Raw genomic sequence first — 24,896 nt, 5'->3', positions numbered from 1 at the left:
CCACTGATCGGTCTGAGCGGTACAACCTGGGTACCGGGCCGCTTCAGGGCGTTCCTCACCAAGACCACTGCGCCATGAACCCGGAGGACGGAGCCATTCAGGCGGTGATCCCCGTCCGTGATGAGGAGGCCACCATCTCGGAGGTGGTGAGAGGCCTGCGCGCCGCAGGGTTGGAGCGCATCCGGGTGGTCGACAACGGCAGCCGGGACCGGAGTGCCGAGCAGGCCCGCCAGGCAGGCGCAACGGTTCTGGAGGAACCGCTGGCCGGCTACGGCAGGGCCTGCTGGCGGGGCTACCAGGATCTCGACGACGCCGTGGCGTGGGTCCTGTTCTGCGATGGCGACGGCAGCGATCCACTGGAACGGCTGGGCCCCTTTCTGGCCGGCCGCCACGACCTCGACCTGCTGCTGGCCGACCGCACCGCCACCTTGGAGGGAACGGCTGCCCTCACGGCCGTTCAGCGCTGGGGCAACCGGCTGGCCACCACGCTGATCGCCCTGGGATGGGGCCATCGCTACCGGGATCTGGGTCCCCTGCGCCTGATTCGTCGCGACGCCCTCGAGGCCATGGCCATGCAGGACCGGGGCTTCGGCTGGACGATCGAGATGCAGGTGAAGGCCATCGAGCGGGGCCTCCGCATCGCTGAGCTGCCGATGGGCTGCCACCGCCGCCGGGCCGGGCGATCGAAGATCTCCGGGAGGCTGCGGGCAGGAGGCCAGGCAGGGCTCGTGATCCTGGCGACCCTGCTGAAGCTCTATCTGGGCAGGAGGGCCGGTGATCTGCGCAGGCTGATCCGGTCCAGGCCAACAGGGCAGCGATGAGCCCAGCTCCTGGCGGGCCAAGGCTCTGGACCCTGCCGCTGGCCAGCGGCGGACTGCTGCTGGCGGGCGCCATCGGTCTGCAACCCCATGGCGATCTGCTTCAGGCCGACAACCTGGCCCCTTTCCTGGGGTCAGCGGCCGTGATGGGCACAGGATTCGTCCTCTCCTGGTTCCTGCCCCGGATCCCATCCCTGCTGTTCTGGAGCGTGGCGATCGCCTGCCGGCTGGTGGTGCTTGCCATGGAGCCTGGCGACGACATCTGGCGCTACCTCTGGGAGGGCCTGATCCAGAACCAGGGGTTCAACCCCTACCTCCTGCCCCCGGAGGCCCCGGTCCTCTCGGGCCTGCGCACCGCCTGGTGGCCGCTGATCAACCATCCCGACACCTCGGCGATCTATCCGCCCCTCGCCCAGCTCGGCTTCCGGGGACTGGCGGCGATCGCCCCCGCCGTCCTGCTGTTCAAGGCCACCTTCCTGGTCGCGGATCTGGGCCTGTGCGCCCTGCTCAGCAAGAGCTTCGGCATCCAGCGGGCGGCCCTCTATGCCTGGAACCCCCTGGCGATCTACGCCGTCAGCGGTGGCGGCCATTACGAGAGCTGGTTCCTCCTGCCGCTGGTGGCGGGCTGGCTGGTGGCGGAAGGGAGGCTCGGCCGTGGGCTGCCCTGGCCCTGGCTGTGGAGCACGCTTCTGCTGGGCATCAGCGTCGCACTCAAGTGGGTGTCGATGCCCCTGCTGGGCTACGGAATCTGGCAGAGCCTGCGTCAGGGACGCCCCGTCCGGGCGGGTCTGGTCGGGATGCTGGGGTTGCTCCCCCTGGTTCTTTCAAGCCTGGCCTTCGGCCATGGCGGCTCCTGGCGGCTGCTGCCCACCGATTCGGTGTTCATGACCCGTGGCCGCAGCGCCGAGTGGATTCCCCACCTGGTGGGCCAGGTCTGGCCCTGGACCCTGCGATCCAATGCGCCCTACGGGCTGGCCCTGCTCCTGGCGGTGGTGCTGCTGCTCGCCTTCAGCCGCAGCCTGCGCGACTTCGCCTGGGGCTACTGGCTGGCCCTGCTGCTGCTCTCGCCGATCGTGCACGCCTGGTACTTCCTCTGGCTGCTGCCGTTCGCCGTCCCCGATCAGAACTGGGGAGCCCGGCTGGTCAGCCTCTCGGCGTTCCTCTACTTCGTGCTGCCGTCCCGGGCGCCGCAATGGATGCTGACGGAACCCGAGCGCTGGGGTCTCTGGCTGCCCCTGATCCTCGGTTGCCTGCTCAGTGCCAGGCAGGCACGCTCCGCAGCGCCGGCGACCACGTCAGCCGCTGCCCCATCCGATCGCGTCTGACGCGGGTACCTCCAGCACGCCCTGCCCCGTCCCAGCCATGGCCCTGCAGCGATCGGCCGCCCCCCTTCTGTTGGCCTCCATCCTGGGATTGGCCTCGGGGTGCCAGGCCACCCCTCTCTCCAGTCCTCCATCGGTTGCCGACGCGGCCACCGCGGCCACACCGGCTCCCGACCCGGCCGACCTGACCGCGCTGCTGCGGATCTATGTGGACGACCAGGGGCTGGTCAACTACCGGGCCCTGCAGAACAACCCCAGCCAGCTGAAAACGTACCTGCGCCGGGTCGCCGCCGTCAGCCCTGCCAGCTACGCGGCCTGGCCCCCACAGGATCAGATCGCCTTCCTGATCAATGCCTACAACGCGATCACCCTGCAATCGATCATCGAACACAGGCCCATCAAGGCCAGCATCCGGGACATCTTCGGGGTCTGGAAGGTGCGCACCCACACCGTGATGGGCCGCCAGCTCAGCCTCGATGCCATCGAGCACAACATCCTGCGCCGCGATTTCAGCGAGCCGCGCATCCATGCCGCCCTGGTCTGCGCCGCGATCAGCTGCCCGCCCCTGCGCCGGGAGGCCTACACCGGCCCGCAGCTGAACGCCCAGCTGGAGGATCAGACCCGCCGCTGGCTGGCCGGCCCCCACGGCCTGGTGATTGATCGCGGGGCAGGGACGGTGAAGATCTCGGCGATCTTCCAGTGGTTTGGCCAGGACTGGACAAAGGCCCCTGGCAGCGGCGGTTCCGTCCCCAACCATGGCAACCAGAGCGCCGTGCTGCTCTTCATCGCCGACCACGTGAATGCCGATGATCGCGCCTTCCTGCTGACGGGGGACTACAACCTCAGCAACCTCCCCTACGACTGGTCCCTGAACCGCCGCTAGGCATCAGCCAAGGGCCCCGCCGCAGCTGGAACCACCACCGGCCGTGCAGCCGAAGCAGTGGTCGGCCACGGCAATGGGTTCCCCCTGGATGTCATGGCTGAGCAGGTCACGCAGATGACGGCTGGTGGCCGGCAACTGCAGCTGCTGGTTGAAATCGCAGTCGAACAGGAAGCCCCGCCAGTCGACGCTGATCAGGCTGCGGCACATCACCAGATCCATGTTCGCCGCCCGGTGGCTGGTGCGCAGCAGGTGCAGATAGGACTCCAGCTGTCCCTGGGCGCGCAGCACGGAGGCATAACGCTGGATCGGCATGTTGCTCAGGGCATAGAGACGGTTGAAAACGATGCCGAACTCGCTCGCCAGCACCCGCCTGTACTCGGCTTCCAGCGCCGCCTGCGGCGGGGGCAGCACGGGATTCTGGGGGTTGTAGACGAGATCCAGCGTCAGGCCGGACCCCGGCTCGCCGTAGCCGAGGGCGTTGAGCTGGTGCAGGCCGGCGATGCTGCGCGCAAACACCCCATCCCCCCGCTGGCGATCGACGTTGTCGGCGGAATAACAGGGCAGCGAAGCCACCACCGTCACGCCGTGCTCAGCCAGGAAAGCAGCCAGATCCTCCTGGCCGGATTCGGAGAGAATGGTGAGGTTGCAGCGGTCGATCACCTCGACGCCCGCCGCCCGGACCGCCACCACCAGCTCCCGGAATCGGGGATGGAGTTCGGGGGCGCCGCCGGTGAGATCCAGACAGCCCAGGCCCCGGGCCTCCAGCACCTCCGGAATCAGCGCCAGGGTGGCGTCGTCCATCGATTCGGTGCGCGCCGGCGAGGCATTCACGTGGCAATGGCTGCACGCCTGGTTGCAGCGGTAGCCGAGATTCACCTGCAGGGTGGTGAGCGTCCCTCGACGCATCGGCGGGAACCGCGTCGGTGTGCTCCCGGGGTGGATCTGGTCGCCCTTGGCGCCAGCGCCCTGGCGTGCGGTCGTTGACATGGTGTCGTGCGTGTCGCTTTGGCACTGTTGGCGAGTACCGGTGGGCCACAGGATCGGATGGATCTCCCCACCGACAGGGGTCGCCCGGGGCGCTCGACTGTCAACCTGCCGGAAGCTCCGCCGCCGGAACGTCTCTTCACACACCTCCTCCAAAGCATGCTCGGGCCCAGGCGGCCGTCCTTGCTGCTGCTGATCCTCCTGGCCCTGCCGGGGGCAGGCTCGGCGGCCCCGGCGTTCCAGGCCAGGGTGCTCTCCATCGGCGACGGTGACACCCTGCGGGTGCGCCGTGGGGAGCAGCGGATCACGATCCGCCTGGCCTGCATCGACGCCCCGGAGACCGCCCAGCGCCCCTACGGCCAGCAGGCCCGGGAGGCCCTGCAGCGGCGTCTGCCGATCGGACGCACGGTGGCTGAGGTGTTCAGCGACACCAACATCAATCTGGCGCTGGTGGAGGCCGGCCTGGCCTTCGCCTATCGCCGCTACCTGGGCCCCTGTGATGCCGGTGCCTACCTGGGGGCCGAGGACCGAGCCCGCCGCCAGGGGCTCGGCGTCTGGGGGGTGCCGGGGGGCCTGACACGGCCCTGGGACTTCCGGCGGGGACGGGGCGGCTCCCATGCCCGAGCCCAGCCACTGCTGCGCCAGGGCCACAGCGATCTGGATGCCAACGGGGTTGGGGAGGCCTGCGAGAGCCTGCACTGACGCAGGCCGTTTTTCGCATGAAGATGCTCAGCCAGGGATCGACCCTGGCGAGGATTGGCTGTATCCCCGCCCAACCCATCGATGCCAAGGCCGTTCAGCACCCTCGAGGCTCTCTATGCCGAACGGATCGGCGTCCCGCTGCCCCGGGACCTGCTGTCAGGCAAGCCCATGCACTGGATGGACCAGAAGCTGTTCGGCAGTGAGGAGGCCAGGGGGTTGCTGTACACGGTGCAGAGCATGATCACCGACTTCCTGGAGGAAGCACCCGAGGGCTACCTCACCATGGGCTTCTGGGGTCACGGCATGAACAGCCATGCCTTCTATCACCAACGGGTGGAGCCCGGATGCCGGGTCTTCCTGCGGCTCCCCCACGGAGGGATCTTCGACGACAGCGGGGAAGACAGCCGAAGGATCAGGGAGGTGATGGACTGGCTGCCCGGCTTCCTGGCGGCCCTCCGGCCCCGGGTCCGTCACCTGGAGCTCGTCGACTCGATGGGCGCCGCATGGATGCGGCTCGGCCTGCCGGACGGCCGCAGCATCGAAGGCCGCTGGAGCAGCCTCCAGCTCGCCACCGGCCTGCCGCCGGAACTGGAGCCGGTGCTTTCGTAGCCACAGATACACTTTCTCCCTGTCAAGGGGGATGCGGTGGACAAGGAACAGGACCAGCTCGATCTCTTCCTTGAAAGAGTGTCCTGCTCACCCGAGCTGCGCTCCCGGCTCAGGGGAGCGGACCCCTACGCCATTGTCGCGATTGCCGAAGAGCTGGGCTTTTGTTTCGGGGTCTTCACCCTTCACAGGGCCACCTGCGCCGGCGTGGTGATGAAGCGGGCGGAGTGGCCCCACGGCAGCTGAGGACGATCGCCGAACCGCAGGCTCAGGGTTGCTGAGCGCCGCCGGCCAGCCACGGGTCCCGCACCCGGACTCCAGTGTCGCGGAAGGCCGGCGTCCGATGGGCCACCACCGTCAGGTCATGGACCAGGGCGATGGCGGCGATCTGCTGGTCGATCACGTGCTCTGGATGGGGAGCGCGCAGTTGCCCCCAGAGCTGGGCCGACCGGGCATCCAGACCCAGCAGGCTCTCCCCATGGTCCTGCACCAGCTGCTGAAGCCACTCCTCCATCTGCCGGGCCTCGTGCTCCTCGCCTCGATGGCGCATCAACGCCACGGCCCGGCTCAGCTCCCCCACCGTGATCGTGGCCAGAAACAGGGGGACATGGTCGTGCTGGACTTCCTCGAAGAAGGCGCGCACCCCCGCATGGGCCCGGTCTCCCTTTCGGGCCTCGCTGATCACCGCCGTGTCGATCAGGTACATGGTGCCTCTGCTGCAGATTCGAAGGCATCGGATGGCTGTGGCAGCCGTTCAAAATCCCCATCCCGTCCCACGGGGGGCATGGCGCTCAGCAGTTCCGCCAGGCTGCTGCAGGGCCTGGCCTGAAGCGCACAGGCCAGCATGGCCCTGTGCTCGGCTTCCTCACTGCGGCCATGGATGTCGGCCCGTCGCCGGAGGGCCCGCACGATGGCATCGTCGACGTCCCTGACCACGAGCTCGGCCATCGCCCCTCTGCACGGCGTTCTGCGATGTTATGGCGCCCCTTCCTGCAACCCGGGCAACGCAGGCACCGAGCAGCAATCCTGCGGCAAAAGGGCAGCGGCCAGGGGAAATCGCCACCGCCTCATCCTCGGCCACCAGCTCCGCTACCTCGGCGGCGCCCAGCACCGGCAGCTGCAGGAGCGCCTTGAAGCTCTGGCGTTCGCCCCCATCCGATGCGTCCCAGGCCAGCCGCACGCTGAGCAGCTCCTGGTTGGGACTCCAGGCGGGAAGGCGCAGGCGTACGGCCACGATGCTCACCCGCCGGCCGACCGTGGTCGCCAGCCCCCCGCAGTTCGGAGGCATGGAGATCGGAGAGCACCTGGGGGCTTTCGATGTGGGCCAGGGTGCCATCATCGGCGGCGGCGATGGAGCCCATCAGGTCTTCGTCGAAATCGACGCCAAGGCCGAAGGCGCTGGTGCGCACCCCGTGCTGGGTGAGGCCGGACACCCGATCGGCAATCGCCCTGGAATCGGTGAGCCCCGCATTCGCCTGGCCGTCGGAGAGGGCCGTGCTGCCACCGGAAACGATCCGGTTGATCGCCGCCAGGAAAGGCTGGGGGTCCCCCACCGCCCGGGAAGGCACCACCAGATCGACCTGGTCATCGAAACTGATGATGGCCAGGTGGTCGCGGGTCGAGAGTTCACCGGCGAGGAAACGGGCCGCCTTGCGGGCGAAGCTGATCTTGCGGCCGTGCATGGAGCCGGAACGATCGATCACCAGGGCCAGGTTGAGGGGCGGCGGGGAGACGCTGATGAGCAGGTTCAGAACGGAGGCGCCATCGGACGCCACCGCGGGCCGCAGGGGCCGCGGTCGGTCGGGCCCGTTCGCCCCGCCTGGACAGGACGGGATTCAGCGGTCGGTGACGAAGGCGGCGTAGGGGCCCTTCGGCTCCATGGCCTCGAATCGGGCGGCCAGCACCGCGTCGGCGCGGGTGATCCCGTCCACCTTATGGGTGTAGATCACCGCTTCGGCATGGCCCCAGCCGAGGCTGAACTCGGCGTGGTGGCCCTGCTCCTCGCAGATGGCTCCCGCCCGGTTCACCCAGTGGAGGGCCGAGAGGAAATCCCTGAACCGCCAGCCCTTGCGCAGATGGTGATGGTCAATCACCTCCCAACCGGGCAGTTCCCCCATCAGGGCGGCGAGCTCCCGGTCGGTGAGGGTGGGCGCCCCCTCCCGGCAGGGGAGACAGGCTTCGTTGGCCAGGGCCATGGCCCCTCCTTGCACACCCACCACTCTGGCCAGGATTCCCGCCGAAGCGGCGTCCGGGCCGATGGGTGCTTCTGCGGATAGGTGCTTCTGTCGATGCGGCCAGCCGCCCGCTGCCGGCTGAGGCTCCGTCACCGCTTTTCCAGGTTGGACCTGGACCAAGAGGATGTCGCCATGGCCCGGGGGATCACTGCCATCCGAATCGAGGCAGGCGAAGAGCAGAACTGCATCGGGCGCGCCTGCCTGAAGTGTCGGCGGAATGGTGAGCTCAACCAGCGTCACGTCGCTCTGGTCTGGGGTTTCCCCGGATCTGTAAGGAAGACACCCAGCCCTGAGGCATTCTGGAAGCTCTCCCATCCACGCCCGATTCATGAGCCTCGATCAGGCCCGGGCCTTCCTGACCCGCATGCAGGCTGACCAGGCCCTGCGGAACGAGGTGCTCGCCGCCGCCACCGCTGACGACGTGGCCCTGATCGCCACCGGCCGGGGCTACGCCTTTTCCGGCGATGAACTACTGCGGCTCTCCGGCCAGAAGGTGGGGCGGGTGAAGGTCACCAAGCAGGACATCCCCGGCGAATACAACTGAGCGGGCGCGAGCGGGTGAGCCACCGGCTCGCAGCGAGAGGGTGGTCCTGTCAGCTCCGGGGGGCCAGGGAACTGAGTTCTGGAGGGCCAGCCGGCTCAGGGTTCCTCCTGCTGCGACTGGCTGAGCCGGTCGAAGTAATCGGCATCCGCCCCGGGCCCACCCGCTCGCCGCTGCCACAGCCGCCACCGATGCAGGGGCAGACACCATTGCCGGGCCTCCTCGAGCAGCGGTCGTGACGCCCGCCGCCGCCGGCTGAAGGCGGCGAAGCCCATGGCCAGGGCCAGGGTCGAGATCACATCACGCAGAAGTTGGGCAACGCGCAGGGTGGTCTGACGCTCTCCGGGAGGGCGGAACTGAGTGCGTGCCTGGTTCTCGGCCTGCTGAAGAACGGCCAGCATCTGAGCCTTCAGCTCGGGCAGGGGCCTGGAGAGGGCGTTGGGTGGCAGGGGTGGAGATCCCACCGCCACAAGGCGCCGCTGCAGATCCTCGGGGCCGGTGGCCGCTTCCGTGGCCTGCCGGCGCTGATCGATCCGGGCCAGGACCGTGGCCAGCTGCTGGGCGCTGTCACGGCTCTCACCCCCAAAAACCCGCGACGTGGCTGAAATCTGCAGGGGCAGGAGCAACAGGTAGCCGAGGGTGGCCAGGGCGGCCCAGCGGGAGAATCGGTCCCGGCGTTGCCTGAAGGTGGACTCCTCGGGAGACACCACCACAGCAAGGTGCAGCAGGATCAGAGCCACGAGGGCAAGGGGGGCGTTGCCGATCAGGAGACCTGCCAGGGTCTGCTGCCACTTCGGTTCCAGCAGCTGAACCGAGAGGAGAGCGGGAAGCAGGGAGGCCGCGAAGACCAGCAACAGACTCACGGCCGCTGCGCCCATGGCCTGGCCCAGGGATGTCATGAGGCGACTGAAGGTCGGGTCACGGGTCCATGGGACCGGCAGTCACTTCGGCGGAAAACCACCGGCAACTGCGGCTCAGGCCCGGGGGGAGGAGAAACTGCGCAGGCGGGCGCGCAGCCTGCGGCTCCAGGCAAAGGCGGCTGCTCCGCCTGCCAGGGGGAGGGGACCGGGCACGCTGGTGGGATTGCCGCTTCCATTCCTGGAGAAGGGGATGATTCGCAGCTCCACCGTGTCAATGGCATTCGGGTCTGGAGCATTCAGGATGCTCCAGACCAGGGGCGGGAGCGGAGCTGTGAGGCCATCGAGCCCCAGATCCCTGAAGGTGGTGGCGCTGAAGGAAGAGATTGAGGAGATGGGCTGGCCGGAGGGAATGATGCCGTAAAGGAAATTCTGGTCCGGTCCGAAACCAGCGTAGAGGCGAGGAGCCGCCTCAGTTAGATCCAGGTATGTGGGCAGATCTCCTCCAGCGGCGTCAGCTAAGGGAGCCCCGGTGACCGGCAGGGAGGTCGGACCGGAGAGCGCATAGAAGTAATCAAGAATCGCGACTTCGGCACCGGTGCAGAGACCCCCCTGGCCGACGTAGCCGACGGTGGCGCCTCTTCCGCAGAACTTGGGCCCCAGGGTCGGGGCGGGAAGGTTGGAGAGCGAACCACTGACTGTCAATCGCACGGATCCGTCGCCGAGCTCCACCAGTTCGTACACCAGAACGGCACTGGCCCGCTCCTGGGCCACCAGGACAAGGACCGCGGCTGAGAGGGCGGAGGCCAGCAGACCAGTGGCTTTCACCTGGATTCCATTAATTTTTCAGAATCAGCCTACCGCTCCTCTCACCACCACGTCAACAAGACCCTCGGCCGGCAAGGATCAGGCCAGGGACAGCTTGCGCCACTGGCTGCGCAGCCCTGCCGGCACCGGCAGGGGCCGGTAATCCCGGGGATCGCTGGGGCCGTGGCGCAGCACGGCGTTGACCAGCAGGGCAGGGATCCGGCCTCGGTTGATGGCGCCGTGGGGCACCCCCGGCGGAATCCGCACCCAGGTGCCGTCGCCCTCCCGGAGCGGAATGGGCCGCAGACGACGGTTCTGCAGCACCACCAGATCGATCGCCCCTCGCAGCACCAGCAACTGGTCGGTCTGGAAGCGGTGGCAGAAGAGCTCGAAGGAATCGCCGCAGCCGATCTCCGCGATCAGAGTTTCGTCGCTGGCCAGGGGGGAGGAGAAGAGAGCTTCACCGTGGAGGGATCGATCCAGGGGAAGCAGTTCGACCGTGCGGGACAGGCCCATGACAATCACACCAATATTGTGAATATTCGCGACGGAGTTACCGGTGCAGGGTCGCATCTGCTACCGACAATGTCGGTTGTCAGGATTCACTGGCGCCGGCGTCGGCGAAACGCCGGCTCACCGCCGCCCAGTTCACCAGCGGCCACCAGGAGGCGATGTAGTCAGGCCGGCGGTTCTGGTAGTTGAGGTAATAGGCGTGCTCCCACACGTCCAGGCCCAGCAGCGGGGTGCCCGGTTCGATGTCCGGCAGGTCCATCAGGGGATTGTCCTGGTTGGCGGTGCTGGTGATCGCCAGGGTGCCGTCGGACCGGCGAATCAGCCAGGCCCAGCCTGAACCGAAGCGGCCGGCCGCCGCCCGGGCGAATTGCTCCCGCATCGCTTCGTCCGAGCCGAAGGCCACGGTGATCGCCGCCTCCAGCTCCGGCGACGGGGCTCCACCCTGGCCCGGGGGCGCCATCACATTCCAGAACAGGGAATGGTTGTAGTGGCCGCCGCCATTGTTCCGTACCGCGGCGGGATAGCGGGAGATCCGGCGCTGCAGGTCCTCCAGAGGGAGCGTCTCCAGTTCGGGATGGGCCGGGATCTGGGCGTTCAGATTCGCCACATAGGCGCCATGGTGGCGGTCGTGGTGGATCGTCATCGTGGTGGCATCGATCGCCGGGGCCAGGGCATCGGCCGGGTAGGGCAGCGGCGGCAGCGTCTGGGCCGCCATGGCCACTCCCGGCGTCACCAGGACCAGGGCCAGCAACAGAAAGGTGAGGCAGCAGGCTTTCAGGAAGCGCCGTACAGGCAGCAGAGCCATCAACAGATCGGCGACCGTCAGCTTCGGTTCTAATCGGCCCACGGCCTCAGGAACTGACGACGATCAACGGCTCCAGCGGATCTGCAGCGGGGCGCCCCCCTCCGGCCAGGCCGCCTGCATCTCCCCGGCGAAGGCCGACAGCAGGGCCGCGGCCACCCCATGGGTGACGTGGGTGCCGGTGAAGCTCAGCACCATCCGCTCCTGGTCGGCCTCGTTTCGCATCGCCATCCGGCGCTCCAGCGGATGCTCCCGGCGGATGCGCGACTCCGGGTGATCCAGGAGCCTGAGGATCTCCTCCTCATGGGCCGTCAGGAACGGCCCCTCCAGGGTGAGCTCGCCGGCCGGCATCCCGTCCTGGGTCCGCCGGCAGGCCGGGCAGCGGTGGGACGCCGCCCCCGGCTGGGCCGGCTGCCATGTCCAGCGGCCCGCGTGCACGCTGGCTCCGCAGTCGGGACAGACACTGGGCTCCTCCACCTTCCCCGGCTCCCGGTAGGGATCGGAGCGATGGCCGGACTCCATGCCGTCGTGGCGGGCCAGGTGGCCGCTGTGGCCGGCCTGGGGATAGGGATGGGCCATCGGACTTTCCAGGAGAACCTCTCCCCATCCATAGGCAGGCCGGCAGGCGAGCAGGTGACGATTCCACGCAGCTTCACGGACCGGCTCCAGAGCCAGAGGGGCCCTTGCCGTTGCCCGGGGCCTGTTCAGGCCGAGCGCCAGTCGAGCCAGGGCACACCGGGCAGGATCGCGGGAGTGGTGCCGCGGTAGCGCGCGTAATCCGGGTGGATGAGGCAGAGGCGGGCTTCCTCCCGACGCGCCTTGCCGCCCAGCACGCAGATCAGGCCGAGCAACAGGCCCAGATGCAGGAGGCTGCCCAGGGCAACGGTGACCCCGAGGGAGCAGAGGATCAGGGACTGGTAGAGCGGGTGACGGCAGCGCCCGTAGGCACCGCTGGTCACCAGATCGGCGCCTGCCATCGGTTCCGGAAGAGGGCTGAGACTGGCGCCCAGGTTCAGGGCCCCCTGCCCCCCCAGCAGCAGTCCAACGGCGAAGACCGCCAGACCGATGAAGCGGACGGCCAGGGGCCAGTGCAGCCCCAGGGAGGCGGGGGATGGGGTGGCGGGCAGCAGGTGGGCCAGGATCAGCCCCATCTGGGCGATCAGCCACCATTCCCCGTGGCGGTTGTCTCTCAGCCCTGCCCAGGAAAACCCCCAGCTGCTGAGCCTTTCGGTCAGGACATTCGGCATGGCGACCTCTCTGGACGGCATCAGCTTCCATGCTGAGGCAGTCCCGGGTTCAGCGGGTGAGTGATCGCTGGACTGGTAGGCCTGTCAACGCCGGGATCGTGAACCGGTCGACTGGGCCCCCGTGGCGAGGTGATGATGCTGATCTGCGGGCGCGTACGGAGCGACCGACCTGCAAGGACGAAGAATCCGGGGCCTACTTCACCACGGTGGAGAAGATGTTGCTGCGAGGCTTGGCTGTCGTGGACGTCGCCTGGGAGGGCAGGGAGATGCCGGCGGAAGAATCCGTGCTGGTCTGGGGGAAAGGCATCACAGCCATCGAGATCAGAAAGGCGGCCCCGCTGATGGCGGCTACCGCTAACTGCGCCACTGGGCTCACAGGATCCATGGCCGTCGCTTCACTGGTCCTTAAGAGTACACCCAGTGAGCGCTCATGACCATCGGGGTCGCCGCAATGCTGCAGCATGCTGACCGCGGCCGTTCCGACCTTTCGGATCCCTGCTGCTGCGGTCTCCCCCCACTCCCTGCCGTCCCCCTGACGGGCACCGGCCCGGCGAAAGGAGAGCTGCCCTTTCCAACGCAAAGAGCGCCGATAAAGTGAGAAAGTGAACGGCGCCACCATGAACCGCTACGAGCAGCTGGCGGAACGGTGGCGGCTTCAGGACACCAGGGCGGTCGCGGTGCAGGAGGCCCTTCGCAGCCACTCCTACCTGCTGCTCACCGAACTGGCGGCCGAACTGGGGATGGAAGGCAAGACCTGGAAGGAACAGAACCATCCCTTTCACCGGAAATACGTCGAGTACCGGCTCTCCCCCTTTGCAGGATCGGAAGGGGAGACCCGCACGGACCGCTACACGGCCGACGGCGAGCTGGAGTTCGCCATCGTTCTCACCTTCGATCACGGAGAGGATCACTTCCCCAAGACCCGCTTCCTGGTTCCGCTCGCCACCCGCATGTACAAGCAGCATCCCCAGTTCTGCCTCTGGGACCCCCACCGGAAGGCACCCAGCGAGGGCTTCGTCTGGGTGGCCACCAAGCCCGCCGTCATCCAGGACGTCCTCAGCCTTCTGGACGCGGAGCTGACGATCGACCCCTTCGAGGGGCTTCCCGCGACCTCCAGACTGGTGCGCCTCTGAACGCGGCAGGGCCCGCCAAGGCGCTCAGGCCAGCACCGGGAAGCATCCCCTGAGGCCATTCACCAGCATCTGCACGGCGATGGCGCTCAGCAGCAGCCCCATCAGCCGGCTGATCACCTTCTCCTGAAGGTTGCCGAGGGCCTGGCGCAGCGGCATCGAGGCGATCAGCAGCAGATAGATCGCGATCGCCAGCAGGACGATCACACCGCTGAGCGCGAGCCTGCCGCTCCAGGTCGGCGGGGCATCGGCCACCACCAGGGAAATGGCACCCGGACCGGCCAGGAGCGGCAGGCCGATCGGCACCACACCGGCGCTGTCTTCGGTGCCATCCAGAACCCCATGGCTGACTTCCCGGCCATCGATCAGCCGCAGGCCGATGGGCAGCAGGATCAGCCCCCCGGCGACCCGGAACGCCTCCAGGGTGATGGCGAACAGATCGAGCAGGGCCTGGCCCCACCAGCAGGCGGCGATGAGGGTACACAGGAAGGTGAGCACCGCCAGCCGGCTGATGCGGCGGATCCGCAAAGGGTTGCCGCCACCCGCCTCCACCACCACCGGCAGCAGGCCGATCGGCGAGCTGATCGCCAGCAGGCCGACGGCCGTGTTGATGAGGGACATGGCTATCCCGGGGATGGCAGGAGATCACGGGCCATCATCGGAGCAGGGGGCCAGCTCGCCCCCCGGCCTCCCCTGGCATCAGGATCGATCCATCGCCGTGCCGCCGATCGACGTCCAGCTCCCCCGTCCCAGACTGCCGCAACGGCTGCCCCGGCCATCCTCCCGGAAGTGGCTTCTGATCGGAGGCGGAGCCGCCCTGATGGCCCTCGGCCTGGCGGGCTGGTTCCTGATGGGTCGTTCCACCGCCGGGGTGCTGCGGCTGAGCGGCCGCATCGAGGGCTACGAGACGGACGTGGGGGCCAGGGTCAACGGCCGGGTGGCCGCCGTGACCGTGCGGGAAGGCCACGTGGTTGTGCCTGGCCAGCTGCTGGTCCGCCTTGACGACGACGAGGTCAGGGCCCAGCTGCGGGGAGCCCAGGCCCGGCTGGCCGCAGCCCGCCAGCAGGAGCTGGAGGCCCGCTCCCAGATCGAAGTGGCCCGCAGTCGTATCGACGAATCCCTCCTCAACAGGGCCCAGGCCGAGGAGGACAACCGGGGACGGCTGCTGCAGGCCCGGGCCAACCTGGCCACGGCCGAGGCGCGGCTGCAGGAAGGCCAGGCCAGGCTGCGGCTGGCCCAGGTCACGGCAGAGCGCACCGAGCAGCTCACCCGGGAAGGGGCCACCTCCCGCCAGACCCGTGACCAGGACCGCACGGCCTACGAAAGCGCCGCCGCCGCCGTGCAGGCCCTCTCACGGGAAGTGGAGGCAGCCCGCGGAGCGCTCACGCTTGCCGAGACCAGCAGTTACAACCCGGCCATCCGCGGCGCCCAGCTGGAAGCCCTGCGCCGGCAGCTCGACCAGGCCCGCGCCCAGCAGAAGACCACTGCCGCCCTGGTGAGGGCCGCCCTGGCCGACGAGCAGCAGATCCGCGCCCAGATGGCCTACCTCACGGTGAAGGCTCCGATCCGCGGCGTGGTGATCGCCCGCAGCGTGGAGCCGGGCGCGGTGGTCAGCAACGGACGCACCCTGCTCACCCTGCTGGATCCCGCCACGGTCTACCTGCGTGGCTTCATCCCGGAGGGAGACATCGGCCTGGTCCGCACCGGCCAGGAGGCCCGCGTGTTTCTCGACTCCGCCCCCGACCGGCCTCTGGCGGCCCGGGTGGCGGAGATCGATGCCCAGGCCTCCTTCACTCCCGAGAACATCTATTTCCAGAAGGACCGGGTGCGGCAGGTGTTCGGCGTCAAGCTGGCCATCACCACCCCGGGCGGCTACGCCAAACCCGGGATGCCCGCCGATGCCGAGATCCTCACCCGCTGAGCCTGCCGGGCCGCCGCTCGCCGGAGGTGCCGATCCTGTGCTCCACGTGGAAGCTCTCCACAAGGCCTACGGGGCCCTGGAGGCCGTGCGGGGCATCGATTTTCAGGTGGAGGCCGGCGAGATCTTCGGCCTGATCGGTGCCGACGGCGCCGGCAAGACCAGCACCTTCCACATCCTGGCCGGGCTGCTGAACCCCAGCGCCGGCACGGTGCGGGTGCTGGGGCAGCCACCCCGTCAGGCGCGCTCCCGGGTGGGCTACCTCACCCAGAGCTTCTCCCTCTATCCCGATCTGAGCGTGGAGGAGAACCTGCGCTACGTGGCGGGGTTGCGCCGGGTGGCCGAAGGGGACATCGAGGAACGGAGCCGGCAGCTGCTGCCGCAGATGGGACTGGGGGCCTTCGGGGACCGGCTAGCGGGCCAGCTCTCCGGTGGCATGAAGCAGAAGCTGGCCCTCTGCTGCGCCCTGATCGACCGCCCCGAGGTGCTGCTGCTGGACGAGCCCACCACCGGGGTGGATCCGGTGTCCCGCCGTGAGTTCTGGGATGTGCTCGCCCGGCTGGCCGGTGAGACTGTGACCATCCTGGTGGCCACCCCCTACCTCGACGAGGCGGAGCGGTGCCATCGCATCGCCCTGATCCATGGCGGTCGGATCCGCCAGGTCGGCACCCCGGAAGCACTGAAACAGGGGCTGGGCCTCACCCGCCTGGAGCTCCGCTGCACGCAGCGGGCCCAGGCCGCGGCCCTGCTGGAGGGTGCCGCGGCCCGAGACCCCGACGGGCCTGGCAGCATCGTCGATGTGCAGACCTTCGGCGACCGGCTGGACGTGCTGGTGCGCGACGCGGACCGGGGCGTGGCCGAGGTGCGGGACCTGCTTCAGCGCCGGGAGCTGACCCTGGAGAACCTGCAGATCACCAGCCCCACCCTGGAGAACGTCTTCGTCACCCGGCTGCGGCAGGAGGGTGCCCAGCCCCAGCCCCTCGCCTTTCCCCGCTCCGGGGAACGGCGGCAGCGGACGGATCCGGCCATCGCCGCCCGGGCGCTCTCCCGGCGCTTCGGCAGCTTCGAGGCGGTGCGGCAGGTGGATCTGGAGGTGGGCTATGGCGAGATCTTCGGCCTGCTGGGAGCCAACGGAGCCGGTAAGACCACCACCATCAAGATGCTCTGCGGCCTGCTGGAGCCCAGCGCCGGACAGGTGACGCTGGCGGGGCAGACCAGCCGGCTGCGCAGCCGGGAGCTGCTGGGGCGGATCGGCTACATGAGCCAGAAGTTCACCCTCTACGACGACCTCTCGATCCGCCAGAACCTGGCCTTCTACGCCGGGGTCTACGCCATCCCCCGCGCCCTGAGGCGCCAGCGGATCGACTGGGTGCTGGCCAGCTGCGGACTGGAAGGCCGGGGGGACATGGCCACAGGCCAGCTGCCGGGTGGCTGGAAGCAGCGGGTGGCCTTCGGGGCGGCGGTGCTGCATGACCCGGAGGTGCTGTTCCTCGATGAGCCCACCTCAGGGGTGGATCCGGTGGCACGGCGGCAGTTCTGGGGCCTGATCAACGACTTCGCCAGGGCCGGCACCGCGATCCTGGTCACCACCCACTACCTGGAGGAAGCCGAACAGTGCAACCGGGTCTGCTTCCTGGTGGCCGGGCGGAGCGTGATCGAAGGCACCCCCACCGCCGTGAAGGCCGCCCAGCCCGGCCATCTCTACGAACTGCTGGTGCCTCCCGGAGACACCCAGCGGGCCGCCGACCTGCTGCGGCGCCGCTGGGAGCCCTGGCGGGTGGGCATCTTCGCCGACCGGCTCCACCTCGTGCTGGACACGGCCGAACCGGAGTTGGAGGAGGTGCGCCGGTTGCTGGACGAGGCGGAGATCCGCATCCAGAGCCTGCACGCCATCCCCTTCTCCCTCGAGGACGCCCTCATCGGCACCGTGCAGCGGGCGGCGGGGGCGCCGCCGTGAGCAGCCGCATCCGGGCCCAGTGCGTCAAGGAGCTGCTGCAGTTCCGCCGTGACCGCCTCACCCTGGGCCTGGCCTTCCTGCTCCCCCTGCTCAGCCTGCTGATCCTCGGCTTCGCCATCCGGCTGGAGACCAAGGACATCCCGATCGTGGTGCAGGATCTGGATCGCAGTCCCCTCAGCCGCTCGTACACCGACCGGCTGTTCGCCACCGACCAGTTCCACCCCAGCCGCTGGCGGGGCGACGATCCGGTGGGGGCGATCGACCGGGGCCGCGCCCGGGCCGCCGTGATCATCCCGCCGGACTTCAGCCGTCGCCTCAAGGCCGGCAAGGCCTCCACCCTCCAGGTGCTGGTGGACGGCACCGATGCCAACAACGCCCGGGTGATCCGCAACAGCATCCAGGCCACGACGGAGTTCTTCCTGCAGGATCAGGGCCTGATCGCCACCACACCGCCGGTGCAGGCCCGCACCCGGCTGTGGTTCAACCCGGGGCGCAAGGAATCCCTCTACATCGTTCCAGGGGTGTATGCGGTGGTGCTGTGGATCTTCCCCTCCCTGCTGGCGGCGATCGCCATGGTGCGGGAGAAGGAGAAGCAGACGATCCTGCAGGTGTACGCCTCCGGCATCGGCGCCGGCGAACTGCTGCTGGGCAAGGGCCTGGCCTACCTGCTGGTGGGGGGCGCCATGGCCGGGGTGGTGATGGGCCTGGGGAGCCTGATCTTCTCAGTCGGCTTCGCCGGCGACCCCACCCCCCTGCTGGTGGGCACCAGCTTCTATCTGGCCTCGGCGGTGTGCTTCGGTCTGCTGCTGGGGGTGCGCAGCGCCAGCCAGAACGCGGCGGTCCAGGGGGTGTCCCTGATCGGCTTTCTCACGGCCCTGCTGCTGTCGGGCTTCATCTACCCGGTGAGCAACATCCCCTTCCCCCTGTCGCTGGTCTCGGCGATCGTGCCGGCCCGCTACTTCATCCTGATCAGCCGCGATGCCTACGTGCGCGGCATCGGCTGGCCCGGGGTGGGCTTCGACGTGCTGGTGGTGCTGGTAAGCGGCCTGGTGCTGTTCGCGGCCGCGCGGCGCTCCCTGGGGGCCATGCAGCTGGATGAAGGTGCCGGCCGATGAGGCCCCTGCGGCTGCTGAGGAGCTGGGCCCACCGGCTGCTGGGAACCCGCTTCCTGGCCCTGCTGCGCAAGGAGGTCGAGCAGATCCTGCGGGACCGCCAGCTGGTCAAGCTGCTGCTCATCCCTCCCACCCTCCAGCTGCTCGTCTACGGCTTCGCCCTCAATCCCGACGTCCGTTTCCTGCCCCTGGGGGTGGTGGATCAGTCCCTGGGCGCAAGCAGCCGGGAACTGGTGGCGGCCCTCACCGAAAACCAGGTGTTCCTGGGCGCTGCCCATCCACGCTCCGATCGGGACCTGGCCCGCCTGGTGGAGCGGGGCAGCCTCACGGCGGGGCTGGTGATCCCCCCGACTTTCCGTCGCGACCTCGCCAAGGGAGGTCCCGCTGAGGTCCAGGTGTTCATCGACGGAGTGGACGCCAACACCGCCGGCATCGCCAACGGCTACATCCAGCAGATCCTGCGCCGCTTCCGGCCGGAAAGCGCCGCAACCCCGGCCCGCCCGCCACCGGTGACGGCGGCGGTGACGTTCCTCTACAACCCCGGACTGCGCAGCAGCTGGTTCTTCGTGCCCGGGGTGATGGGACTGGTGCTCACCCTGATCGCCTCGCTGGTGTCCGCGGTGTCGCTGGTGCGGGAGAAGGACACAGGCACCCTGGAGCAACTGCTGATGACGCCGGCCAGCGCCTGGGAGATCCTGCTGGCCAAGATCGCCCCCCTGTTCGTGCTGCTGCAGGTGGACGTGGCCCTGGCCCTGGTGCTGGGCCGCACGGTGTTCGGCCTGCCGTTCCGCGGCAACCTGCCCCTGTTCCTGCTGCTGTCAGGGCTCTATCTGTTCGTCGGCATCGGCATCGGCACCCTGCTGGCCACGGTCTGCCGCTCCCAGCAGCAGGTGCTGCTCACGGCGTTCTTCGTCAATCTGCCCCTGGTGCAGACCTCGGGCGCCATCGCCCCGATCGAGAGCATGCCGCTCTTCTTCCGCAGCCTCTCCCTGCTCAATCCCCTGCGCCACTACATCACCATCGTGCGTGGCATGCAGCTGAAAGGCGTCGGACTGGAGGCCCTCTGGCCCCATGCCCTGGCGCTCCTTCTGATGGCGATGGCACTGATGGCCTTCAGTGCCTCCCGCTTCCGCAGCCAGCTCAGCTGAGCCCTTTCGCCCCAGTCACATCCGGTCATCACCTGGTCGGTTCCTGCCATTGCACCGCCGGGAAACGCCGATTGACTGGGTGCCCTTCGCCCTCGACCCATGACCCACCCATCGGCGCGGCTGAGTCTGCGCGCGGCACTGGCCTCCCCGGTGCTGCTCGCCCTGCTGCTTCCCGCCCCGGCGGCAGCCACCACCTATCAGGCCCTCTGCGGCAACACCGCCTGCACCATCACCCTCGATGCGAACGGCATCGGCGGACAGAACACCTTCATCCCGATCGGCCGCATCGCTCGGTGGTACACCGGCGGTCAGGAGGGCTACGACAGCACCAACGGCACGGTGGGAGCCGTGGGCGGCGGCACGGCCGGCGCCATCGCCGGAGGCATCCTGCTCGGACCGATCGGGCTGGTGGGCGGCATGGTGGGCGGGGCTCTGGTGGGCTCCAATGCCGGCAAGACGGCGGACCTGTACTTCACGGTGGTGGGCTACGACAACACCGGCGACAAGACCACGCTCAACTTCCGTTTCGTGAACCCCAGGCCTGCCAACCAGCTGAGGCAGGAGCTGCCGATCCTCACCGGCCTGGCCATGGGCGAAACCCGCTCCCTGGCCGAACTGCAGCGCCAGCGCGATCCCCTGCCCCAGCGGCTGGGATCGGGGCCATCTCCCCAGGCGATCCCCTCCCAGAGCTACGTCGCCCCGGATCGCTACCGCTGAGCCTCGCCAGCCAGCTGGTCCAGGGAAGCCTGCATCGTGTCCGTCACCCGGCGGTAACACGCCCTCACGTAGGCACGGTCGCGGCTGGCGGCATGGCCGGCGCGTTCGAAACGGATCGGCGGACACACCCGCGTGCGGATCCGCACGGGCAGGGGCAGGTTGAGCACCGGTCCGAGGGCCAGCCCCCAGGGCAGCCCCAGGTAGAGGGGCATCACCTCGGGATCGATGCCGAACAGCCAGGGCAGGCCCCGCTCGTGCAGGGCCCGGAACTGGGGGTAGACATCCGCAAGCACCAGCAGGGTGTCGTGGGCCCCCCAGGAGATCAGCGGCACGATCGGCAGGTCGTGCCAGATGGCCAGGCGCAGGAAGCCGGTGCGGCCAGCGAACTGGATGCGGCCGCGGTCACGGTGGGGGCGGAAGGTGTCCTGTCCGCCACCGGGATACACCAGCAGGCTGTCGCCCTGCTCCAGCGCCGCCAGGGCGAGGCGGGGGTGGTAGGGGATGGCTCCGGTCCGGGCCGCCAGATCGGCCAGGGGTGGGTAGCCCATCCATACCTTCGGGTGGGCCAGGCCCAGCACCCGCCGCTCCAGGCCGAAACGCCGGAACCAGTCGTACATGACCATGTGCATGTCGGGCGCCGCCAGGCCGCCGTTGTGGGAGCCCACGAACAGCACCGGGTCGGCGGCGGGAATGTGCTCCCAGCCATCGGAAACGACGCGGAAGTAATGGTGGTAAAGCCAGCCCCAGAAGGGCATCAGCCGTCGGATCAGCTCCGGATCCCGGCGCCGCCAGCGGTGCAGGGCGACCTGACGGGACTCGGGCATGGGCAGGTGGTGTGGCGACAGATGGCTTGAGTCTGACCAGCGGTGGGGCTGGCCGACGGCCCGCGGGGAACGCGGCCCTGGGTCGCAGTTTTTACAGTTGTGTTTTGGGTTTGGGCGCCGACAAGGCCTCAGCCCATTCTGTCTGGGGATCATGGCCGAACTCACCCTGTTGTTCGATGGCGCCTGCCCCCTGTGCCTGAGGGAGGTGAGGACCCTGCGGCGACGGGATGAAGGCCGGGGACGCCTGGCTTTCGTGGATGTGGACGATCCTGCCTACGAACCGGACCTCCACGCCGGCATCACCTACGCCCAGGCCATGGGCCGCATGCACGCCATCGATGCCGATGGCCAGGTGATCCGCGATGTGGAGGTGTTCCGGGCGGCCTACGCCCTGGTGGGACTCGGCTGGCTTTATGCACCCACCCGCTGGCCCCTGCTCCGGCCCCTGGTGGACTGGCTCTATGGCCTCTGGGCCCGCTGGCGGCTGGCCATCACCGGCCGGCCCTCCCTGGCGACGCTCTGCCGCGACCGCTGCGCCACCTCCCCGGCCAGCGGGGCCGAGATCGTGGGTGGCTGATCCCTTCAGGAACAGCCCTCCTTCTCCATCGCGACGGCCACCGCGTCGGCCTGCTCGGCCAGGCCGGCGCCGACGGCCGTGTAGAAGGTGAACCCCAGTCGGTTGCGATGACGCACGGGACGGGTTCGCTCGACCAGCTGCTCTGCCTGGCGGCGGCAGCGCCGCAGAGCCTCGTAATCGATGGGCGCGAACAGCTGATCGTTGGCATTGGCGCCATCGGCCTGGCGACGCAGCACGGGACAGAGCCGCCCGCGGAGCTCCTGCACCAGGGCGATTTCGGCGGTCATCGCTTCGGCCGCCAGGGCATCGCGCCGCTCCCGCAGGCCGCGGCACTGTTCCAGGCTGCCGGCCAGGGCGGGATCCACCAGAAGCACCCCCAGAAGGGCAGCCAGCAGGGGCAGCGGCAGGCCCCAATAAGCCTGGAGGGGGAACCTCACGGCAGGAAACGCACCACCTGCAGATCGGCCGGAAGCTGCTGCCGGCGCAGGGACCGGCCCGGCACCGGGAGCACCTGAACAGCCTTCAGGGGGGTGTGGAGTTCCGCGTCCAGGTCCGTGGGGGACACGGCCCGGCCGGTGACCTCGAAGCGGTCGATCACGTAGGGGAGGCCGTTGGAGGCCAGGGGCGAGAGGCCGTCCATGACGTGGAAGTGGAGATGGGCGGCGTCGCTGTTGCCGGAATTTCCAACCAGGGCCAGCACCTGGCCGCGGCGCACCCGATCCCCCACCCCGACCCGCAGACTGCCGGGCTGGAAATGGGCATAGAGGGCGAAGCGGCCGCCGCCGAGGTCAAGCACCACGCTGTTCCCATCGGCATTCGTGACGGTCACCCCAGGGGCGAAGTGGCCCGGGGTGCCTTCGGGAAGGCCATCCTGCACATGCACCACGATGGCGTCGGCCACCGCCAGGGCCTCACGGCCGAACTGGGGATAGCTGCTGTTCAGGGTCGGGTCGCCCTTTGCCAGCTGGTTGCCCGGCTCCAGCTGGATCCAGTCGATCGCGAACCGCTGGGCCACATGGCGCTCCCCGTTCACCGGCAGCACGGAGCGCCGGTGGTAGGAGTCGCAGCAGGAGGCGGCCGCCACCCAGCGCTCGCCCCGCAGGGGCGGGCCCAGCACGACCGGTTCGCGACGGTCCACGAGCACCGGCGCGACCGCCTCCACGCTGCGGGGCGGCAGGTCGGGCACCACCCCCCCGCTGCTGACCGTCAGCCGATGGGTCAGCCGCTCGGGCAGCGCGGCGCGGGTGGCGAAGCTGGCATTGACCAGCAGCACAGCGCTCTGGCCCGGGCCCAGCACGGTGGTCACGGCACCACCCGGCAGCAGCAGGTTGGCGCTCACCCCGCCGCCGGAAAGGCTCAGCAGTGGACGGGCAGGCCTGGCCGGATCCAGCACCTCAAGAGAATCGATCGTCTGCGGAACGCCGCTGACGTTGGTGAGCACCAGCTCGTAGGGCAGCAGCCAGCGACCATCGGCCATCGGCGCCGCGGCCGGAGTGGCCAGCACCCGGGCCAGCACCGGAGTGAGCTGGTCGGCGGAGCGGACCGGTGTGCCGGCGACCAGGGGCACCAGGGCAGCACCAATCACCGCCGCCGTGACGGGCACCAGGGACGACAGGCGGGCCGAAAACATGGATGACTCCGACAACCGCTCGATTCTCCTCCCCTCAGCCCGCGGGAGGAGAACAGCGGGATGGGGCCATGGGCTGGGCCGGGAGAACCTCGATCGCTTACAAGGTTTATGGGCTAGTTAAGCGCCATTTAAATCATTGCCCATGGCCTGAAGGGTTCGCGGAAAGCTTCATGAATAGAAGGTATGGACAAACACGAATCACCGTGGCCTGGGGCACGGGAGAATCAATGATGAAAGATAGATTAATGATGAGCTGAGGTTTTTATTCCTGGTCTGACAGCCAACCCGACCGGACCGTGATTCATGCCAGAAGGTTGGCATCAGAGACATCAAACAAACAGCTGAAAGCACGGATTTTCAGAGATCCGCTGTGTCGAGTTGCTCGGCGTTTTCTCGCCTCCTGAGCCTGCAGTTTCTCTCCTCCCAGCCCTTCCCATGATCACCAGCGGCACAACGTTCAGCATCAACGAAGCCAACAGCAACGGCATCACCGGGCCCTCCAGTTCGGCCACGCACTACCTCACCTCCTCAACTCCCGAGGTGCAGTTCACGTCGCTGTTCACGGTGGGCGATGCGGTGAACGGTTATCGGATGGTGGGCATCCCCGATGGCATGGGCGCCTTCGACAACGGCGATGGCACCTTCACCCTGCTGATGAATCATGAGCTGGCCAACAACCGGGGCATCGCCCGGGCCCATGGTCAGCCCGGGGCCTTCGTGTCCCGCTGGGTGATCGACAAAGCCAGTCTCAAGGTGCTGAGCATCGAGGATTTCCTGCGCGACGGCACCAGCGTCTACCTGAGCAACAACGAGCCGGGCGCCGGCATCGCCCACAGCGCCTACCTGGCGGCGGCCACGACGATCCTCTCCCGCCTCTGCTCGGCGGATCTGGCCCCGGTGAGTGCCTACGAGTGGATCGATCCGGCCACGGGCAGCCGCTACGGCACCAACGCACGGCTGTTCCTGAGCGGAGAAGAATCCAGCGGTTCCCTCAGCGGCGTGGGTCCGGAGGCCACCACCCGGTTCGGGCGCCTGTTCGCCTGGGCCGCCACGGACGATGCCGACACGGCCCTCAACGAAGCCGGCACCGCCTGGGAAATGCCCCACGGCGGCCTGTTCGCCTGGGAGAACGCCGTGGCCAATCCCCTGGCCCAGCGCAGGACCCTGGTGATGGGGCTGGACGACAGCAACGGCGGCCAGATGTACCTGTGGGTGGGCGACAAGCAGGCCAGCGGCAACGTGGTGGAGCGCGCCGGCCTCACCAGGCAGGGTCCGGACGACGGCCTTTACGTGGTGCAGGTGCCGTCCCTGTCCAGTCTCGATGGGGCGGGCGTGCCGGCCGAAAGCCTCGATGCTCCGGTGCAGGGCTCCTTCAGCCTGGTGAATCTCGGCGACGTGTCAGCCCTGACTCTCGACGGCCTCGAGGCCGCCAGCGACGGGGCCGGCGCCACCCAGTTCCTCCGGCCCGAGGACGGCCAGTGGGATCCGGCCAACCCCTCGGACTTCTATTTCGTCACCACCAGCCGCTACGACCAGACCAAGGACGGCGTCGGCAGCCAGGTAGGCC

At 68.7% G+C, this 24,896-nt stretch carries 30 protein-coding genes; 15 read left to right on the top strand and 15 right to left on the bottom strand.

What is annotated here, in order from left to right; genetic code table 11:
• Nucleotides 1-74 precede the first annotated feature (74 nt).
• The 3 genes from KUG41_RS12130 to KUG41_RS12120 are packed head-to-tail and all read left to right on the top strand — an operon-like array spanning nucleotide 75 to nucleotide 3,023.
• A complete protein-coding gene (locus tag KUG41_RS12130) occupies nucleotides 75-821 on the top strand; it encodes a glycosyltransferase family 2 protein (protein ID WP_216904433.1) in 747 nt (248 codons plus the stop codon).
• A complete protein-coding gene (locus tag KUG41_RS12125) occupies nucleotides 818-2,143 on the top strand; it encodes a hypothetical protein (protein ID WP_216904432.1) in 1,326 nt (441 codons plus the stop codon). Before KUG41_RS12130 ends, KUG41_RS12125 begins: the two co-directional genes overlap by 4 nt.
• 37 nt (nucleotides 2,144-2,180) lie before the next feature.
• Entirely contained in the window at nucleotides 2,181-3,023 is an 843-nt protein-coding gene (locus KUG41_RS12120) for a DUF547 domain-containing protein (protein WP_216904431.1), read from the top strand.
• A gap of 3 nt (nucleotides 3,024-3,026) precedes the next feature.
• On the opposite strand, the gene arsS is transcribed toward KUG41_RS12120, so the two are convergent.
• Nucleotides 3,027-3,929 (bottom strand): arsenosugar biosynthesis radical SAM (seleno)protein ArsS, encoded by a 903-nt coding sequence (gene arsS, locus KUG41_RS12115; RefSeq protein WP_254217249.1) that lies wholly within the window; start codon nucleotides 3,927-3,929, stop codon nucleotides 3,027-3,029.
• A 261-nt stretch (nucleotides 3,930-4,190) separates the two neighbouring features.
• Between arsS and KUG41_RS12110 the strand changes: the two genes are divergently transcribed.
• The 3 genes from KUG41_RS12110 (at nucleotide 4,191) to KUG41_RS12100 (ending at nucleotide 5,561) form a co-directional block, all read left to right on the top strand.
• Entirely contained in the window at nucleotides 4,191-4,709 is a 519-nt protein-coding gene (locus KUG41_RS12110) for a thermonuclease family protein (RefSeq protein ID WP_254217210.1), read from the top strand.
• Nucleotides 4,710-4,790: 81 nt separating this feature from the next.
• Nucleotides 4,791-5,318, top strand: coding sequence for a hypothetical protein (locus KUG41_RS12105; RefSeq protein WP_216904427.1), 528 nt, complete (start codon nucleotides 4,791-4,793; stop codon nucleotides 5,316-5,318).
• Nucleotides 5,319-5,354: 36 nt separating this feature from the next.
• Nucleotides 5,355-5,561: a Nif11-like leader peptide family natural product precursor gene (locus KUG41_RS12100; protein ID WP_216904425.1), complete on the top strand. Its 207-nt coding sequence runs from the start codon at nucleotides 5,355-5,357 to the stop codon at nucleotides 5,559-5,561.
• Nucleotides 5,562-5,583: 22 nt separating this feature from the next.
• On the opposite strand, the gene KUG41_RS12095 is transcribed toward KUG41_RS12100, so the two are convergent.
• The 4 genes from KUG41_RS12095 to KUG41_RS12080 form a co-directional block, all read right to left on the bottom strand.
• A complete protein-coding gene (locus KUG41_RS12095) occupies nucleotides 5,584-6,021 on the bottom strand; it encodes a PIN domain-containing protein (protein WP_216904423.1) in 438 nt (145 codons plus the stop codon).
• Nucleotides 6,012-6,263, bottom strand: coding sequence for a DNA-binding protein (locus tag KUG41_RS12090; RefSeq protein WP_216904421.1), 252 nt, complete (start codon nucleotides 6,261-6,263; stop codon nucleotides 6,012-6,014). Before KUG41_RS12090 ends, KUG41_RS12095 begins: the two co-directional genes overlap by 10 nt.
• A 119-nt stretch (nucleotides 6,264-6,382) precedes the next feature.
• Nucleotides 6,383-7,090: a VWA domain-containing protein gene (locus KUG41_RS12085; protein WP_216904419.1), complete on the bottom strand. Its 708-nt coding sequence runs from the start codon at nucleotides 7,088-7,090 to the stop codon at nucleotides 6,383-6,385.
• Between the two features lie 60 nt (nucleotides 7,091-7,150).
• Nucleotides 7,151-7,510, bottom strand: coding sequence for a 4a-hydroxytetrahydrobiopterin dehydratase (locus tag KUG41_RS12080; RefSeq protein ID WP_216904417.1), 360 nt, complete (start codon nucleotides 7,508-7,510; stop codon nucleotides 7,151-7,153).
• Nucleotides 7,511-7,877: 367 nt separating this feature from the next.
• Here KUG41_RS12080 and KUG41_RS12075 point away from each other — a divergent pair, with 367 nt between their 5' ends.
• Nucleotides 7,878-8,093, top strand: a complete 216-nt coding sequence (locus KUG41_RS12075) for a Nif11-like leader peptide family natural product precursor (protein WP_216904415.1) — start codon at nucleotides 7,878-7,880, stop codon at nucleotides 8,091-8,093.
• A gap of 95 nt (nucleotides 8,094-8,188) precedes the next feature.
• Here the strand turns inward: KUG41_RS12075 and KUG41_RS12070 are convergent, their stop codons facing one another.
• The 6 genes from KUG41_RS12070 to KUG41_RS12045 all read right to left on the bottom strand — a co-directional run bounded on the left by KUG41_RS12070 (nucleotide 8,189) and on the right by KUG41_RS12045 (nucleotide 12,316).
• Nucleotides 8,189-8,989, bottom strand: coding sequence for a hypothetical protein (locus KUG41_RS12070; protein WP_216904414.1), 801 nt, complete (start codon nucleotides 8,987-8,989; stop codon nucleotides 8,189-8,191).
• Nucleotides 8,990-9,064: 75 nt separating this feature from the next.
• Nucleotides 9,065-9,775, bottom strand: coding sequence for a hypothetical protein (locus tag KUG41_RS12065; RefSeq protein ID WP_216904412.1), 711 nt, complete (start codon nucleotides 9,773-9,775; stop codon nucleotides 9,065-9,067).
• A 78-nt stretch (nucleotides 9,776-9,853) separates the two neighbouring features.
• Nucleotides 9,854-10,270, bottom strand: coding sequence for a cupin domain-containing protein (locus KUG41_RS12060; protein ID WP_216904410.1), 417 nt, complete (start codon nucleotides 10,268-10,270; stop codon nucleotides 9,854-9,856).
• 79 nt (nucleotides 10,271-10,349) lie between these two features.
• Nucleotides 10,350-11,072, bottom strand: a complete 723-nt coding sequence (locus KUG41_RS12055) for a superoxide dismutase (RefSeq protein WP_371734133.1) — start codon at nucleotides 11,070-11,072, stop codon at nucleotides 10,350-10,352.
• Nucleotides 11,073-11,135: 63 nt separating this feature from the next.
• A complete protein-coding gene (locus KUG41_RS12050) occupies nucleotides 11,136-11,648 on the bottom strand; it encodes a BCAM0308 family protein (protein ID WP_216904408.1) in 513 nt (170 codons plus the stop codon).
• Between the two features lie 125 nt (nucleotides 11,649-11,773).
• Entirely contained in the window at nucleotides 11,774-12,316 is a 543-nt protein-coding gene (locus tag KUG41_RS12045) for an isoprenylcysteine carboxylmethyltransferase family protein (RefSeq protein WP_254217208.1), read from the bottom strand.
• 29 nt (nucleotides 12,317-12,345) lie between these two features.
• Between KUG41_RS12045 and KUG41_RS12040 the strand changes: the two genes are divergently transcribed.
• Both KUG41_RS12040 and KUG41_RS12035 read left to right on the top strand, forming a co-directional pair.
• Nucleotides 12,346-12,750, top strand: coding sequence for a hypothetical protein (locus KUG41_RS12040; protein ID WP_216904404.1), 405 nt, complete (start codon nucleotides 12,346-12,348; stop codon nucleotides 12,748-12,750).
• A 168-nt stretch (nucleotides 12,751-12,918) separates the two neighbouring features.
• Nucleotides 12,919-13,449: a hypothetical protein gene (locus KUG41_RS12035; protein ID WP_216904403.1), complete on the top strand. Its 531-nt coding sequence runs from the start codon at nucleotides 12,919-12,921 to the stop codon at nucleotides 13,447-13,449.
• A 24-nt stretch (nucleotides 13,450-13,473) separates the two neighbouring features.
• On the opposite strand, the gene KUG41_RS12030 is transcribed toward KUG41_RS12035, so the two are convergent.
• The gene (locus tag KUG41_RS12030; protein ID WP_216904401.1) at nucleotides 13,474-14,067 is read right to left on the bottom strand and encodes a MarC family protein; all 594 of its coding nucleotides are present in this window, start codon (nucleotides 14,065-14,067) and stop codon (nucleotides 13,474-13,476) included.
• 199 nt (nucleotides 14,068-14,266) lie between these two features.
• On the opposite strand from KUG41_RS12030, the gene KUG41_RS12025 reads away from it, so the two are divergent.
• The 5 genes from KUG41_RS12025 to KUG41_RS12005 all read left to right on the top strand — a co-directional run bounded on the left by KUG41_RS12025 (nucleotide 14,267) and on the right by KUG41_RS12005 (nucleotide 20,298).
• On the top strand, nucleotides 14,267-15,367 hold the full coding sequence (locus tag KUG41_RS12025) for an HlyD family secretion protein (RefSeq protein WP_216904400.1): 1,101 nt from the start codon (nucleotides 14,267-14,269) through the stop codon (nucleotides 15,365-15,367).
• Complete coding sequence (locus tag KUG41_RS12020) at nucleotides 15,345-17,321, top strand: ATP-binding cassette domain-containing protein (RefSeq protein WP_216904399.1); 1,977 nt, start codon at nucleotides 15,345-15,347, stop codon at nucleotides 17,319-17,321. The genes KUG41_RS12025 and KUG41_RS12020 overlap by 23 nt, the downstream gene beginning before the upstream one ends.
• Nucleotides 17,318-18,436 (top strand): ABC transporter permease, encoded by a 1,119-nt coding sequence (locus KUG41_RS12015; RefSeq protein ID WP_216904398.1) that lies wholly within the window; start codon nucleotides 17,318-17,320, stop codon nucleotides 18,434-18,436. The genes KUG41_RS12020 and KUG41_RS12015 overlap by 4 nt, the downstream gene beginning before the upstream one ends.
• Nucleotides 18,433-19,581, top strand: coding sequence for an ABC transporter permease (locus KUG41_RS12010; protein WP_216904397.1), 1,149 nt, complete (start codon nucleotides 18,433-18,435; stop codon nucleotides 19,579-19,581). The genes KUG41_RS12015 and KUG41_RS12010 overlap by 4 nt, the downstream gene beginning before the upstream one ends.
• 99 nt (nucleotides 19,582-19,680) lie before the next feature.
• Entirely contained in the window at nucleotides 19,681-20,298 is a 618-nt protein-coding gene (locus KUG41_RS12005) for a hypothetical protein (RefSeq protein WP_216904395.1), read from the top strand.
• Here KUG41_RS12005 and KUG41_RS12000 read toward each other — a convergent pair.
• Nucleotides 20,289-21,122: a lysophospholipid acyltransferase family protein gene (locus KUG41_RS12000; RefSeq protein WP_216904394.1), complete on the bottom strand. Its 834-nt coding sequence runs from the start codon at nucleotides 21,120-21,122 to the stop codon at nucleotides 20,289-20,291. The genes KUG41_RS12005 and KUG41_RS12000 overlap by 10 nt on opposite strands.
• Nucleotides 21,123-21,273: 151 nt before the next feature.
• Here KUG41_RS12000 and KUG41_RS11995 point away from each other — a divergent pair, with 151 nt between their 5' ends.
• On the top strand, nucleotides 21,274-21,699 hold the full coding sequence (locus KUG41_RS11995; protein WP_216904392.1) for a thiol-disulfide oxidoreductase DCC family protein: 426 nt from the start codon (nucleotides 21,274-21,276) through the stop codon (nucleotides 21,697-21,699).
• A gap of 5 nt (nucleotides 21,700-21,704) precedes the next feature.
• Here the strand turns inward: KUG41_RS11995 and KUG41_RS11990 are convergent, their stop codons facing one another.
• Nucleotides 21,705-22,136: a hypothetical protein gene (locus KUG41_RS11990; protein ID WP_216904391.1), complete on the bottom strand. Its 432-nt coding sequence runs from the start codon at nucleotides 22,134-22,136 to the stop codon at nucleotides 21,705-21,707.
• Complete coding sequence (locus tag KUG41_RS11985) at nucleotides 22,133-23,329, bottom strand: M23 family metallopeptidase (RefSeq protein WP_216904389.1); 1,197 nt, start codon at nucleotides 23,327-23,329, stop codon at nucleotides 22,133-22,135. The genes KUG41_RS11990 and KUG41_RS11985 overlap by 4 nt, the downstream gene beginning before the upstream one ends.
• Nucleotides 23,330-24,896: the final 1,567 nt, after the last annotated feature.

Origin of the sequence: Synechococcus sp. CCY 9618 (genome assembly GCF_019038415.1) — a bacterium.
Lineage (GTDB): Bacteria > Cyanobacteriota > Cyanobacteriia > PCC-6307 > Cyanobiaceae > Cyanobium.
Note: the sequence above shows the minus strand (reverse complement) of the source record. Positions and strands in the feature narration are given on the sequence as shown.